The 14,782-nt window shown below is 68.4% G+C and carries 7 protein-coding genes and 1 tRNA gene; 4 read left to right on the top strand and 4 right to left on the bottom strand.

From position 1 onward, the window contains the following. Window positions 1-136: 136 nt before the first annotated feature. Both YM304_RS23015 and YM304_RS23010 read right to left on the bottom strand, forming a co-directional pair. Window positions 137-3,613 carry an RCC1 domain-containing protein gene (locus YM304_RS23015; protein WP_015443109.1) on the bottom strand — a complete coding sequence of 1,159 codons (3,477 nt, stop codon included), beginning with the start codon at window positions 3,611-3,613 and terminating at the stop codon, window positions 137-139. Between the two features lie 191 nt (window positions 3,614-3,804). Then, window positions 3,805-7,272, bottom strand: coding sequence for an RCC1 domain-containing protein (locus YM304_RS23010; protein ID WP_162142107.1), 3,468 nt, complete (start codon window positions 7,270-7,272; stop codon window positions 3,805-3,807). 121 nt (window positions 7,273-7,393) lie between these two features. On the opposite strand from YM304_RS23010, the gene acs reads away from it, so the two are divergent. Continuing rightward, window positions 7,394-9,349 (top strand): acetate--CoA ligase, encoded by a 1,956-nt coding sequence (gene acs, locus YM304_RS17780; RefSeq protein ID WP_015443107.1) that lies wholly within the window; start codon window positions 7,394-7,396, stop codon window positions 9,347-9,349. A gap of 142 nt (window positions 9,350-9,491) precedes the next feature. Next, window positions 9,492-11,612 (top strand): hypothetical protein, encoded by a 2,121-nt coding sequence (locus YM304_RS17775; RefSeq protein WP_154723529.1) that lies wholly within the window; start codon window positions 9,492-9,494, stop codon window positions 11,610-11,612. 56 nt (window positions 11,613-11,668) lie between these two features. Here YM304_RS17775 and YM304_RS17770 read toward each other — a convergent pair whose 3' ends face one another. Further along, a complete protein-coding gene (locus YM304_RS17770; protein WP_015443104.1) occupies window positions 11,669-12,160 on the bottom strand; it encodes a YajQ family cyclic di-GMP-binding protein in 492 nt (163 codons plus the stop codon). Window positions 12,161-12,263: 103 nt separating this feature from the next. Between YM304_RS17770 and YM304_RS17765 the strand changes: the two genes are divergently transcribed. Beyond that, a tRNA-Tyr gene (locus YM304_RS17765) sits at window positions 12,264-12,346 on the top strand. Between the two features lie 105 nt (window positions 12,347-12,451). Here the strand turns inward: YM304_RS17765 and YM304_RS17760 are convergent. Beyond that, a complete protein-coding gene (locus YM304_RS17760; protein WP_015443103.1) occupies window positions 12,452-13,468 on the bottom strand; it encodes a hypothetical protein in 1,017 nt (338 codons plus the stop codon). A gap of 82 nt (window positions 13,469-13,550) precedes the next feature. Between YM304_RS17760 and YM304_RS17755 the strand changes: the two genes are divergently transcribed. Next, a complete protein-coding gene (locus tag YM304_RS17755; protein WP_015443102.1) occupies window positions 13,551-14,780 on the top strand; it encodes a cytochrome P450 in 1,230 nt (409 codons plus the stop codon). Window positions 14,781-14,782: the final 2 nt, after the last annotated feature.

Genomic DNA, 14,782 nt, shown 5'->3' with positions numbered 1-14,782 from the left:
GTGACCGAATGCGGGTGTGGCCCGCGCTTTCGGTCACACAGATGCAGCGCCCCGAGGTTTGGGTGACCGATTCCGCGAGTGAGGCGCGGATTCGGTCACACAAACCCGGGATGAGGGGTACAGCCTCGGGGCTGGGTCAGGTGGTGTAGCCGGCGATGTCGGCGGTGAGGTGGACGGGTGCGCTGGTGTAGATGCAGATCTGTCCGTTGGCGTCGACTTCGGCGATGATCTCGTTGCCGCCGTTCACGCCGGGCACGAAGTTGAGGCTGGCGGCGTTGGGCGGCGTGTCGAGACACGGATGCACCGTCGCGTAGCCGACCGACTCGCCTTGGATCGCGGTGAGGTTGATGGTGACGGTGTCGGCGTCCGACGGGATGCCGAGTCGGTCGGCCACATCGAGCCGTACGGTGCTGCCGGCGGTCTGTTTGCCGATGCCGCTCGCCACGCCGTCCGCGGTGTCGAGCCCGGGTCCGTCTCGCGTCTCGAGCAGCCGGGCGGGTTCGACGGGCGTGTAGCGCTCGCTGGTGATGTGGCCCACGACATCGATCGAGAGATCGCTCGCCGTCGAGGTGAACACGCACACGGTGCCGTCGGCGCTGAGCGGGGCGATGATCTCGTTGCCGCGGTTGACGCTCGCGACGAAGTTGAGACTCGCGGCGTTCGGCCGGTCGTCGAGGCAGGGGTGGACGGTGAAGTAGCCCGTTCCGGTGGCGCGGATCGCCGTGACGTTGACCACCACGGCGTCGGCATCGGCGGGAACGTCGGACCGGCCGGTGATCTCGACCTCGTACTCGTCACCTGCGGCGAGCGTGCCGCGTCCGAGAAAGCGGCCGTCGATGGTTTCGGCTGCCGACGACGTTCGGGTGTCGGCGAGGCGCGCCGGACCGACGGCCGTGAAGCCTCGGTCGGCAGGGAGGTAGGCGACGACGTCGGCCGCCAGGTGTGTCGATGCCGACGTGAAGAGACAGGCGTTGCCGTCGTCGTCGAGTTCGACGATCACTTCGTTGCCGAGGTTGACGCCGGGGGTGTAGTTGAGACTGGACGAGAGCGGCCGCGGCTCGAGGCAGGGGTGAGCCGTGACGTAACCGACGCCGGCGGGCCCGATCGCGGTCACGTTGAGCACGGCGGCAGATGCCCCCGCGGGGATTCCGGCCCGCCCGGCGACGTGGAGTGCGATCTCGTCGGCAGGATCGAGACGGCCGCGTGCGACGTGCTCGTCGTCGATCGTCGATCCGGTCGGGCGTGTGTCGAGCAGGCGGGCCGGATCGACCGGGATGATGAGTGGCGACGCCGTGCCCGCGTCCGGCACCGTGGTGGTCGTGCCCCCCGGCGTGGTCGTCGAACTGCCGTCCGGCATCGTGGTCGTGGTCGTGGTGGTGGTCGCCGGCACCGCACCGGAGAGCGCGATCGCCGTCGGGGCCAGGACGAACGGGAAGGCGCCGGTCTCGCCGAACTCGTTCGAGCCCCAGCAGTTGATCGCCGAGGCGGTGAGCGCACACGTCTGATCACCGCTGCTCAGGTCGGTCACGCCGGTCAGGCCCGTGACGGCCACGGGCGCGAACCCTGGTCCGGTGGTCCCGTTGCCGAGCCCGCCGTTGCCTCCCGACCCCCAGCACGACACGGTGCCGTCGTCGAGGAGCGCACACGTGTGATCGGGCCCGCCGGCGAGTTCCACGGCGTTCGTGATCGGCAGCGTCTGCGGCACGGCCGACGAGCCTCCGCCACCGATCAACGTGGTGAAGCCCCAGCAGTACACCTGGCCGCTGCCGGTGATCGCGCAACTGTGTCGATTGCCGGCGAAGATGTCGATGGCTGCGCCGATGCCGTCGACCTCGACGGGCACGTTGCTGTCGGTGAATGATCCGTTGCCGAGCTGCCCGGACGTGCCCTGTCCCCAGCAGAAGGCTTCGCCGTCGTCGAGCGCGCAGGTGTGTTCGGCACCCACACTCACGCGTTCGAGGCCGTACCAGTCTCGGAGCACCTCGACCGGCGTGTTGCCGACGACGTTGCTGCCGTTGCCGAGCTGTCCGAACTGGTTGCGTCCCCAACACCAGAGTTGGTCGTCGTCGGGCCCCGCCGCCGGTCGGACGGCACACGTATGGCTGCCGCCTGCCGACACCTGGGTGATGCCGGACAACCCGACATCGGCGATGCCGTTGGCGTTGCTGCCCACGCCGACGCCGAGTTGCGCGTTGAAGTTCGCTCCCCAGCAGGTCACCTCGTCGGCCGTGTCGAGCGCGCAGCCGTGGTAGTTGCCGACGGACACCTCGATCGCATCGTCGACCCCGGGCACGACGACCAGTGCGTCGCTCGGCACCAGCGAGCCGTTCTGGAGCTCTTCGTTGGAGTTGCGTCCGGCGCATGCGACCGACCCGTCGCCGAGTACGGCACACACGTGGTTGATGCCGCCGCCGATCGAGGCTGGTGTGGTGGGCGACATGACGGCGGGCAGCAGATTCCGCTTCACGCCGGGTCCGACGGCTTCACCGTCGGCGTTGTCGCCCCAGCACGACACCGAGCCGGCGTCGCGGACCGCGCAGAACGTGTTGCCCCCTGCAGCCAGCGCCTGGGCGTCGGGCAGATCGGAGAGTTGGAGCGGACTGCCGACGTCGGTGAGCGTGCCGTCACCCAACTCGGCGCGGCCGTTCGCTCCCCAGCACCAGCGGTCGCCGGCGGCGGTGAGGACACAGAGCGTGCTTGCGGCGGCGGCGATGTCGACGACGCCCGACACGCCCGGAACGGGGACCGGGACCGACGACGCGACCGGTCGGTTGCCATCGCCGAGTTGCCCGACCGTGTTGTCACCCCAGCAGCTCACCGTGCCGGCGACGGTGCGAGCGCAGGTGAAGCCGAAGCCGGGGGCGACTTCGGCGACGCCGGTCAGTCCGCCCCCCACCACGGGCGATCCGGAGTCGACGGTGTCGCCGTTGCCGAGCGCGCCGCCCACGTTCGAACCCCAGCACCGTACGGTTGCGTCGTCGAGCACGGCACAGGTGCGGCTGCTGCCGACGCCGATCGACACGGCCGAGTCGATGCCGGCCACGGCGGTCGGCGTCCCGTCGTCGCCGCCGATGGTGCCGTTGCCGAGTTGTCCGTCGAAGTTGTCGCCCCAACAGATCACCTGCCCGCCCTCGGTGAGTGCGCACGTGTGGTTGTTTCCGGCGGCGAGTTGCACGACACCGCCGAGGCCCGGAACCGCCGCCGGCGTGGGCTGGCTGCTGCCTCCGGTGGTGCCGTCGCCGAGTTGGCCACGGAAGCTCTCGCCCCAGCACGACACCGTCTGCGTTGCGAGGAGCGCGCAGGTGTGGTTCGTGCCGGTCGCGACGGCGGTCGCGGTGCTGATCGAATCGACGGTTCCCGGTGGTTCGGTGAGTGACGTGAACCCGCGACCGAGTTGGCCGGATTCGTTTCCTCCCCAGCACTCGATTCCTCCCGACGTGAGCACTGCGCACGCGGTCGAGGTCGACACGGCGATCGTGCCGTCGACGTCGAGCATGGCCGACGCGGGGTTCGGTGTGGGCGCGACGACGAGCGCCACGGCGGCGATTGCGAGGATGGCCGAGGTGATGAGTGCGCCGAGTCGACGCGAGGTCGGATCCGAGGTGGTGCTCATGGCCCGACCGTACGCACCATCCGCCACCCCGCCGTGAACCAGCCACCGCCCCGGCTCTCGGTTTGTGTGACCGATTCTGGGTGTGGGGCGCGGTTTCGGTCACACAGATTCGCCGCCCCGGGGTTTGTGTGACCGATGGTGGGTGTGGGGCGCGGTTTCGGTCACACAAACTTGGCGGGCTCGGAGGGAGGTCAGGTGGTGTGGCCGGCGAGGTCGACGGTGAGGTGGACGTCGGCGCTGGTGTAGATGCAGATCCGTCCGTCGTCGTCGACCTCGGCGACGACCTCGTTGCCGCCGTTGACGCCCGGTACGAAGTTGAGGCTGGCGGCGTTGGGCGGGTCGTCGAGGCACGGGTGCACCGTGGCGTAACCGATGCCGTCGGCGGCGATCGCGGTGACGTTGATGATCGCGGTGGCCAGGTCGTCGGGCAGACCCACTCGCCCGGCCACGTCGAGTTCGACCGTCGAGCCTGCCGTCCGCTTGCCGAGCCCGGCGAACGCTCCGTCGTCGGTCGTCTGGCCTGGTCGGGTGTCGAGCAGCCGAACCGGCCCGAAGGCGGCGTAGGTGCTGCCGTCGATGTAGCCGACGACGTCGATCGAGAGGTCGGTGGTCGCCGAGGTGAACACGCAGATGGAGCCGTCGGCGCTCAGCGGGGCGATGATCTCGTTGCCGCGGTTGGCCCCGGCGGTGTAGTTGAGGCTGGCCGTGTTCGGCGCCGGGTCGAGGCACGGATGGACGGTGAAGTATCCGACGCCCGCAGCACGGATCGCCGTGACGTTGACGACTGCTGCGGTGGCCGACTCCGGCACCCCGGCCCGTCCCGTCACCTCGACGAGATACTCGCTCTGCGGCTGCAACGTGCCGTCACCCTCGAACAGGCCGTCGACGGTCGCTGCTGCCGGCGTCGTGCGGGTGTCGGCCAACCGAGCCGGGCCGACGGGGGAGTAGGCCGCTCCCGCCGGGAGGTAGGCGACCACGTCGACCGCAACGTCGGTCTCGGTCGACAGGAACAGGCAGGCGTTGCCGTCGTCGTCGAGTTCGACGATCACTTCGTTGCCGAGGCTCACGCCGGCGCTGTAGTTGAGGCTCGACGTGAGCGGCGGATCGTCGAGGCAGGGATGGCCGGTGGCGTAGCCGGTGCCGGCCGGGCGGATCGCCGTGATGTTGACCACCGCGGCCGTCGCATCGGCCGGAACGCCGGCCCGACCGGCGATGTCCACGGTCACTGCCGAACCGTCGCCTTGCCGGCCGACGCCTTGCTGCTGTCCGTCGATCGTGGTGAGGCCGACGCCGACTCGGCTCTCCAGCAGCCGGGCCGGCGCGACCGGTGCGAACACCGTGGAACCGCTTGGACCCACGGGAACCGTGGTCGGCGTCGTGCCACCCGGCACCGTCGTCGTGCTGCCCGGCACCGTGGTCGTCGTGGTCGTGGTCGTCGTGGTCGTTGTGGTGGTGGTCGTCGTCGTGGGGGTTGCCGCCGGCCCGCTGAGTGCGACCGGATCGGGCGACAGTGCGAGCGGGACACCGCCCGTCTCGCCGTCGTCGTTGCGGCCCCAGCAGGCGACGGCGCTTGCAGTCGCCACGCAGAAGGAGTCGTATCCGGCGATCGACACCACCCCGGACGGAACGGCCACCGTCACCGGCGTCGGTGCGTCGATCAGCGTGCCGTCGCCCATCTGGCCGTGAGAGTTCTGCCCCCAGCACGACACGGCGCCTCCGGTGCGCAGTGCACACGAGCCGCTCTGTCCGGCGGCCAACTCGCTCGCGTCGGTCACCCCGAGGACGTCGACGGGTTCGGTGGCGAAGCCGAAGCTTCCATCGCCGACGTACACCGCTGAACCCCAGCACTCCGCCTGACCCGTGCCCGTGATCGCACAGCTGTGCGTCGACCCCGCGACGATGTCGGTCGCATCGGTGATGCCGGTCACCGTGACCGGCACGTTCGACGAGGCTTGGTTGCCGTCGCCCAACTGGCCTTGGAGCCCTGATCCCCAGCACTTGACGGCGCCGCCGTCGATGGCGCACACGTGATTGTTGCCGACGGCGACCTTCGTCGCCGATGCGATGCCCGACACGGTCACGGGTGTCTCGGACTGGGCGAAGGCGCCGTTGCCGAGCTGGCCGGAGAGACCGTTGCCCCAGCACTTCACCGCGCCGCCTTCGATCGCGCAGGTGGTCTGGCCTCCTGCAGCGACCTCGGTCGCCGCGGTGACTCCCGAGACGGTGACGACGCCGGTGCTGACGCCGACGCCGTCGCCGAGCTGGCCGGAATTGTCATTGCCCCAGCACACGATGTCGCCCGTCGTGCGTCGCGCACACGCATGGGTCGAACCGACGGCGACGTCGCTGGCATCGGAGACCCCGGTGATGGTCACGAACGCATCGCTGGCCTGCCCGGTTCCGTTCTGGAGTTGATCGGAGCTGTTGGCACCCCGGCATCGGACCTGCGCCAAATTGTCGACGAGACAGAGGTTGTACTGGTCGATGTCGATGGCAGCCGGTGCGTTGAGCGTGAGCGCCGACGGGCTCGGATTCGACATGACGCCACCGAACTCGACTTCGCCGTGCGAGTTGCGGCCCCAGCAGTGGACCGCTCCGGCTGCGCTGCGCGAGCACGCGGCCTGCTCGGTGAGCGACACTTCCGCCACGTCGGCCGGTGTCGCCAGCGTGACGGGTGACGCGGAGGTCGTGGTGGTGCCGTCGCCGAGCATGCCGTGGCTGTTGAAACCGCTGCAGGTTCGCTCGCCTGACGTCAGGACGGCGCACGTCACGCGGTCGCCGGCGTCGATGCTGATCGCTGTGGCCACACCCAGCGCGACGACCGGCGTCGGTGAGCTGGCGGTGTTGCCGACACCGAATCCGCCGTTGCTGCCGTTGCCCCAACACATCGCCGTGCCGTCGTCGAGGACGGCGCACGAGTGCGACTTCCCGACGCCGATGTCGACCACGCCCGACAGTCCGGCGACCGTGACCGGGGTGCCCGAGTCGGTTCCGGAGGTGCCGTCCCCGAGTTGGCCGGAGAAGTTGTTGCCCCAGCAGCGCACCGTCGTGTCGCCGAGCAGCGCACAGGTGTGCCGATCCTCGGAGTCGAGGAGCGCGACGTCGCTGAGACCGACCACGGGCGTCGGAGTGGCCTCGACCGAGCCGGTCACCGTGCCGTTGCCGATCTGGCCGTCGACGTTGCTCGATCCCCAGCACGACGCGGTGAGGTCGACGTGGACGACGCACGCGAACGACGTTCCGGCCGAGATGCTCTCCGCTGGAGCCAGGCCCGGCACGGTCTGTGGCATCGACACACTGGTCTGGGCGGTGACACCGTCACCGAGGCGACCGCCGTTGAGGCCCCAGCACGACACGTCGCCGGTCACGTGGACAGCGCAGGTGAAGAGGTCGCCCACCGCCACCGATTCGGCGTCGGAGATCCCGACCACGGGAGCTGGTGGCTCATCCACCGCCGTGATCGTGCCTCGACCGAGTTGTCCTCGATCGTTTCGACCCCAGCACTCGATCGTGCCGTCGGTGAGCACCGCACAGCTGTGGTCGCGGCCGGCCACGACCGTTTTGCCCGGCAGCGCCGCGGCGCTCGTGGTGGTCGAACCGATCGGCGAGATCACCAGGAGGCCGACCAGCAGGGGGACGATCGCGAGCAGGCGTTTCATGCTCGCCATCGTCCGCGAGCGGCGTAAACCGATCGTTAATCGCCACGTCGGTCTCGCTGATCGCTGTTCGAGCGCCCCGCCGGAGCAGAGCACCGGAAGCGAGTGATCTACCATCGCGATCATGAGCGATGAGCAGCACACCTCCGGGATCGAAGCGCTGGCTGACGAGCAACGGACCTTCCCGCCGTCGGAAGATTTCAAGAAGACGGCGCTGACCGTCGGCACCGAGATGTACGACGAAGCAGCGCAGGACGACGAAGCGTTCTGGGCGCGCCAGGCCACCGAACTCGTCTCGTGGAGCAAGCCGTGGGACACGGTGCTCGACTGGCAACTCCCCGACGCGAAGTGGTTCGTCGGCGGTGAGCTCAACGTGTCGTACAACTGCATCGACCGACACGTCGAGGCCGGCAAGGGCGACAAGGTCGCCTTCCACTGGGAAGGCGAGCCCGGCGACACGCGCACCATCACCTACGCAGAGCTCTTGGACGAGGTGTCGCAGTTCGCGAACGTGCTCAAGGGCCTCGGTGTCGAGCAGGGCGACCGAGTCAACATCTACATGCCGATGATCCCCGAGGCGGCGGTGGCGATGCTGGCCTGTGCCCGGATCGGCGCTCCGCACTCCGTCGTGTTCGGCGGGTTCTCGAGCCAGTCGCTCGCCGACCGGATCGACGACGCTCAGGCGAAGGTGCTCATCACCGCCGACGGTGGCTACCGCCGAGGCGAAGTGTTCCCGCTCAAGCCCGCCGCCGACGAAGCGTGTGAGGCGTCGTCGTCGATCGAGCACGTCGTGGTCGTCAAGCGCGGCGGCAACGACGTCGCCTGGGTCGACGGGCGCGACCACTGGTACCACGAGCTGATGGAGGGGGCCTCGACCGAGTGCGCTCCCGAGCCGATGGATTCCGAAGACCTGCTGTTCCTGCTCTACACCTCGGGCACCACCGGCACGCCCAAGGGCATCATGCACACGACCGGTGGCTACATCACGCACACCACCTTCACGCACAAGTACGTGTTCGACCTGAAACCCGAGACCGACATCTTCTGGTGCACCGCCGACGTCGGCTGGATCACCGGGCACAGCTACATCGTGTACGGGCCGCTGTCGAACGGGTGCACACAGGTGATGTACGAGGGCGTGCCGAACCATCCCGGCAACGACCGCTTCTGGGAGATCATCGAGAAGTACCAGGTGTCGATCTTCTACACCGCGCCCACCGCGATCCGCACCTTCATGAAGTGGGGCGCCGAAGAGCCGGCGAAGCACGACCTCTCGTCGCTGCGCGTGCTCGGCACCGTCGGCGAACCCATCAACCCAGAAGCCTGGATCTGGTATCACGAGAACATCGGTGGCGGGAACTGCCCGATCGTCGACACCTGGTGGCAGACCGAGACCGGCGGCATCATGATCAGCCCGCTCCCCGGCGCCACCACGACGAAGCCGGGGTCGGCGACGTTCCCGCTTCCGGGCGTGACCGCCAAGCTCGTCGACGACGAGGCCAACGAGGTCGACAACGGCGGCGGCTATCTCACGCTGACCCGTCCGTGGCCAGGGATGCTGCGCGGCATCTGGGGCGACCCCGAACGCTTCCGCGACACGTACTGGTCGCGGTTCCCCGACCGCTACTTCGCCGGCGACGGCGCCAAACTCGACGACGACGGGTACCTCTGGCTGCTCGGGCGCGTCGACGACGTGATGAACGTGTCGGGCCACCGCATCTCGACCACCGAGGTCGAGTCGGCGCTGGTGTCGCACCCGGCCGTCGCCGAAGCAGCGGTGGTCGGCGCCGACGATGCCACCACCGGGCAGGCCGTGATGGCGTACGTGATCCTGCGCGGCGGCGCCGACGTCGGCGTCGAGGATCTCCGGAGCCACGTCGCGAGCGAGATCGGCGCCATCGCCAAGCCGAAGGCGATCTTCATCACGCCCGACCTCCCGAAGACGCGTTCGGGCAAGATCATGCGGCGCCTGCTGCGTGACGTGGCCGAAGGACGCAACATCGGTGACACGACGACGCTCGCCGATTCGAGCATCGTCGACGAACTGCAAGCGAAGGCCGCTGCGGCAGCCGACGACTGACCGGCGGCACACGCCACGACGAACGACCGTGTCTCCCTCGGATCCGGACCGAGGCGAACACGGGTCGTTCCCGGTTCGGTTTGCAGCAATCTTGAGTCACGACTTTCTCAAGAACGTCGAAACCACTGCCGATGACGAAGGCATGAGTTTGCTCGACGGTGCAGCCAAGTCGCCCATACCCAGCATGTCGTGGGACTCCGTCGTCAGCGACGGGAAGTCGAAGAAGTCCGACGCCGACGCGGCCTCGTCGACGCCGCCTCCACCCCCTGCTCCGCCCGCTCCTCCCACACCGTCGGCCCCGTTGCCGTCCGCATCGCTCACCGAACCAGCGGTGGAGATCGACGTGTCGCTGCGTACGAGCACCTCCGATGCCGCCGCTCCGACGCCGGCACCTCCGACTCCGGCGGCCCCGACACCGGTTCCGGCACCGGCGGCGGTTCCGCCTCCGCCCGACTTCTCGGCCTCTTCGCTCACGTTCGGCTCGTCGACACCGTCGGACCTGGGTGCTGTTCGCCCCGCCCGTCTCGAAGAACCCGACTTCGATCCGGCGGCCGAGCCCCGCCGTCGCACCGTCGAACCGATCGCCGAGCCCCTCGTAGAGCGCGACGCGGTCGCCGCTCCCGCCGAGGCCGAAGAACTGAAGATCGTCGAAGCGACGCCCGTCCCCGAACTCACCGCCGACGAGCAGGCCGACGTCGCAGCATCGAACACGAGCGAGATGCCCGTCACGGCCGCGAGCTCCGCTCCCGCACCAGCAGCCGCAGCTCCCGCACCCGCCATCCCGACACCGGCGGCCGCTCCGGCGCAGCCGAGTGGTTTCAGCCTGCCCAAGCAGGCCGCCGTCGCGCCGCCATCGGCCGGCTTCGACCCGCTCAGCGTCGACATCAGCAAGACGTCGTCGGCCGCCCCGCGCCGCCAGCGCAAGTCGGGCGGAGGTTTCGGCATCGTCGTGGTGTTGCTCCTGCTCGCCGGCCTGATCGCCGCCGGCGTGGTGTTCGGCCGCCCCTACCTCTTTCCCGACGAGTGGGACGAGAGCGCCAAGGCGTACGCCGAAGACATCGAGGCCGTGCGCGGCGTCGACTTCGTCGAACCGCTCCTCGTCGTGTCGGAACCGACCGCGGCGTACCGACTCCGTGTCGGTGACCAGTTGCTCGGCGACTGGGAGGCGGAGATGCCGATGTGGCGTGCACACGGACTCGCCGCCGGCGGTACCGAGCGCGAGGTCCTCGACTCGCTGATCGCCGAACGCTCACCCGCGATGCTGTCGGCGACCGACGGTCAGGTGTACCACGATGCGGCGCTGCCGCTCGTCGACCTCGACCCGCAGGTCACCCACGCGATGGCGATCGCCGCACTCGACCAGGACTACCGCTTCAACCAGACCGCGGCATCACGCACGCTGCTCGACGAAGCGATGACCGATGCGCACGTCTGGCAGCAGGCCACCGACATCCAGCAGCGTTCGAGCGCTCCGACCGCCATCCGGGCCACCGACGATTCACCCCTCGCGTTCCTGCCGCCCGTGCTCGACTACCGGTTGGTCGCGCCGACCGTGTTCACCGAACTACTGCCGCCGCTCGACGACGTCGGCACGAACCCGCTCGACGGCCTCGGCCGCTCCGGTCCGGGGCCGCTCGAGAGCGCGACACTCGACCTGGCGCCGCCAGCACCGCTCGGTGAAGGCGAGACGCTGGTCGACAACTACCGGACGATGGATCGGGAGTACTGGTTCATGATGTTCGCGACGCACGTCGATGTGCCCACGGCTCGGCGCATGTCGAACGAACTCTCGGCCGCATCGGTCGGCGAGTTCGGCGTGGCCGGCGACACGTGTTTCTCGTCGACCTTCCAGGCCTCGACCGCCGACGGCATCGGCGTGCTCACCAACGACCTCAACGCCTGGGTCGGGGCGGTTGCGCCCGAGTTGCAGGCCACCGTGGCACCGGTCGACGACAACACCGTCCAGGTCCGCTCGTGTGATCCCGGCGACGACTTCACGTCGAACGCCCGATTCGGTGTGGCTCGCAGCCTCATCAAGTGGCAGGCGACCGAACTCGCCACGGTCACCGGCGTGATGGAAGCGGGCGGCAGCCAGGCCCAGCTCGACGCTGCGATGGTGCAACTCGCTGCGTCCGACGCGGTGTCGCAGGTGCTCGCCGTCGAACTCACGGCATCGGCGACCGAAGTGGCCTCGGCGGCACGCACGGCCACGGCCTCGATCGTCGCAGCAGCAACCGCGCCACCGGCACCCGTCGAGGAGTGATGCCGCGCAGCCGTCGGCTGCCCAACCACCGGTGATCGACCGTCGCCGACGGTCGATCAGTCGCGGAAGTTCTCGAACTGCAGGGGGATGCCGATCTCGTCGCTCGCCTTGAGCAACGCCATCGTCTCCTGCAGCGCATCGCGCTTCTTGCCGTTGACGCGGATCGACTCGCCCTGCGTTTGACTCGAGATGCCCTTGGGGGCCTTCTCCTTGATCATCTTGTTGATGATCTTGGCCTTCTCCTGCGAGATGCCGACCGCGATCGTCATGACCTGACGAACGGTGTTCTGGGTGGCTTCCTGGATGTCGCCGTAGTCGACGCCGCGGAGTGACACGCCACGCTTCACGAGCTTCTCCTCCATCACGGTGCGCAGTGCGTCGAGCCGATCGCGGCTCGAGGTGTGCAGCGTGATGACGAGTTCGTTCTGTTCGATGGTCGAGTTCGTGTTCTTGAAGTCGAACCGGTTGGCGATCTCTCGCTGCGCTTGGTCGACAGCGTTCTTCACTTCTTGACGATCGACTTCGGACACCACATCAAAACTTGCCATGTGTGCAACCGTAGCGTTGCGTGGGTACGATGTTCTCGCCCTGTTCGACGGACTGCGGTCGGTGGAGATATCCACCATCGTCCGACGGATGGGGACCACAACTGGGTCGGTGTCCGAGCGGCCAAAGGAAGCAGATTGTAACTCTGCCGGCGTATGCCTTCGTAGGTTCAAATCCTACTCGGCCCACTGAGAGCACTTTCCGAAGCGAGCATCGCCTCGCCATGCGGAACGCTCGAGTCTGAGAGCCCGTCAGCTTCGGCTGGCGGGCTCGTGACGTTTTCGGCGAGCCGTTCAGGTGACGTCGTAGCCCAACTCGCCGAAGCCGCAGCCGGTCAGGCCGTGCGCCCGGACGAGGCCCATGATGGCGCGGCTCACCACGATCGTGCCGCGGAGCGGAAACCGGAACAGGTCGACGTAGTCGGTCAGGCGGATCGAGCGCGGTTCGACTCGTGTGCCGTCCGCGCGTTCTTGCGCCGCCCAGACCGCCTCGGTGTACGCGTCGAGCGACGCGAACCTGACGATGTCGCCGGCGTCGCGCGCTCGGCCGTCGACGAACTCGCTGTGCGCCCAATCGATCAGATCTCGTTGCTCGACTGAGAGGTGCACGAGGTCTCGTCGATGGTCGGCATAGCGGCGGTTCACCGTGAACGGATGGGCCACGACACCGGCCGAGCGGAACGCCGCGAGGCGCTCTGCAGTGCGCGGCGAGACGAACAACCCACGGTGGGCGAGAAACGAGCACGACACGAAGTCGGTCGGGGTCGCCCCCGTCTTCATGAGCAGGTCGTCGAGCGCGACGTCGTCGGCGTCGAGGTGCGTGACGTCGGAGCGTCCTTCGACACCGTTGATCTGCGGATGGTCGACACCCATGATCTCGGGGTCGGCACTGATCCGGAGTTCGGCGTAGTGGGGGAGTGAGGGCTGCTCGGGCAGCGGGTGGAACTCGTCGGGGAAGCGCTGGTCGAGATCGGCACGGTGCGGGAACACGTCGGTCAGGAACGTGCGCAAGCCTGTCGCCACGCTGACCGCCATCGGATCGTTCGCGTCGACCCCTTCCGGGACGGAGAGGTCGTGGTCGTCGCCGCCGAGTCGGACCGCGAGTTGGTGGGGCGAGGCCGACAGCCCCGAACGTTCCATCACCACGCGCGTGACGGCGTTGTTCGTCGACGCATAGGGGGTGACGTGCAGGGCGAACTCGTCGGTGCCGAAGCGGAGAGAACCGACGCGGGTCGAGACCTCCATGCCGGTCGCTGCGACGAACGATCGAACGAACTCCGCGTCGAGCAGACGATTGAGATTGCCCGCCATGGCGCCAGTGTACGAGTGGGTGGTCGAGCGGGAGATCCAGACGGCCGGGCGGAGCACGCCGGAGCGCTTCTAGGCTCGGCGCATGGCCCAGATCGACGTGTTGGTGGAGCGGATCACGGCGGGTGACGCCGACTTCATCCACGACCCGTACCCGACCCTCGACGAGTTGCGCGAAGCGACGCCCATCGTCTGGAACGAGGCGACGCAGCAGTGGATGGTGACCCGATTCGCCGATGTCTCGGCCGCGCTCAAGAACCGCAGCCTGGGTCGCGACTACACGCATCGATTCACCCACGAAGAGCTGGGCCGCGAGGCGCCCGACGCTCGATGGGCTCGGTTCAACGAGCACGAGCGTTGGTCGCTGCTGTCGATCGAGCCGCCCGATCACACGCGCCTGCGCCGCCTGGTGTCGAAGGTGTTCACCCCGCGCTCGGTGAACCGTCTCGCCGACGACATCGCCCGCTTCTCCGACGACCTGCTCGACCGGTGCGACGAGCTCGGCACGTTCGATCTGCTCGCCGACTACGCGCAGCCGTACTCGGTGGCGGTGATCTGCTCGATGCTCGGCGTGCCGACCGTCGACACCCAACGGCTCCTCGACTGGTCGCATGCGATCGTCAAGATGTACGAGTTGTCGGCCTCCGACGACACGAAGCGAGCCGCCGACGACGCGGCAGCGGAGTTCATCGAGTACACCCGAGCGCTGATCGCCGAGAAACGAGCGCACCCCGACGGGTTGCTCGTGTCGGAACTCGCCCGCGTCGAAGACGAAGGTGACACGCTCACCGAGGCCGAGATCATCTCGACCACGATGGTGCTCCTCGAAGCCGGTCACGAAGCCACCGTCAACACGCTCGGCAACGGGTTCCGAGCGCTCATGCACCATCGCGACCAGTGGGAACGCGTCACGTCGGGCGCAGTCACATACGCGTCGGCGGTCGAAGAACTGCTCCGGTTCGACGCTCCACTGCACATGTTCGAACGGTGGGTGCTCGAACCCGGCGTTGAGATCGCCGGCCAGCGGCTGGAGGTCGGCGACGAGATCGCCATGCTCTTCGGCTCGGCACAGCGAGACCCGCGTCGCTTCGACGATCCCGACACCTTCGACGTGGGCCGAGACGACCCGGCGCACGTCGGATTCGGCGGCGGCATCCACTTCTGCATCGGCGCGCCGCTCGCCCGACAGGAGCTGGCCCGATCGGTGCAGGGGTTCGCCGAACGCTTCCCCGACCTGCGCCTCGTGGTCGAACCCACGTACCACCCCACCTTCGTGATCCGCGGACTGACCGAGTTGCGCCTGTCGACCAGCTGATC

The organism is Ilumatobacter coccineus YM16-304 (assembly GCF_000348785.1).
In the GTDB taxonomy this organism is placed as follows: domain Bacteria; phylum Actinomycetota; class Acidimicrobiia; order Acidimicrobiales; family Ilumatobacteraceae; genus Ilumatobacter_A; species Ilumatobacter_A coccineus.
This window is presented reverse-complemented; position numbering and strand designations above follow the sequence as displayed.